Origin of the sequence: Aquirufa ecclesiirivi (genome assembly GCF_011250515.1) — a bacterium.
Taxonomy (GTDB): Bacteria; Bacteroidota; Bacteroidia; order Cytophagales; family Spirosomataceae; genus Aquirufa; species Aquirufa ecclesiirivi.
In genome coordinates, this window is the sequence record NZ_JAANOP010000023.1 from 1 (window position 1) to 474 (window position 474).

Genomic DNA, 474 nt, shown 5'->3' on the forward strand with positions numbered 1-474 from the left:
GTCCAAAATCGATTCCAGAGACACTCGGTTTACTAATTGGGTTAGTCGTAGTACTTGCTCCTGAAAAAGTTAGTGTTTTGGTTCCTGAATAAAGCGCATTCACTTTCCCTTCACTATTAATTAGTTGGATACTTAATTTCTGTGATTTTCCAGCTTGTTGGGTTGCAGTTCCACTGATAACAAAATGAGTAGCTGGATTAGATTTTACCTGAATCGAAAAAGCTGATTTAGCTAATATACTACCATCCGTTACCTGGATATTCGCCGTTTCCACTTGGTATAAAACCAAATCTACTTGGGCCATTCCGTTTGTAAATACAACTTGAACAGGTAGTCCAAAATCTATCCCAGAGACACTCGGTTTACTAATTGGGTTAGTCGTAGTACTTGCTCCTGAAAAAGTTAGTGTTTTGGTTCCTGAATAAAGCGCATTCACTTTCCCTTCACTATTAATTAGTTGAATACTTAATTTCT

At 37.3% G+C, this 474-nt stretch carries 1 protein-coding gene; it reads right to left on the minus strand.

Annotated elements, in window-relative coordinates; genetic code table 11:
- A partial coding sequence (locus G9H65_RS13290; RefSeq protein ID WP_166375821.1) for a hypothetical protein occupies positions 1–474 on the minus strand: 474 nt, incomplete at both ends.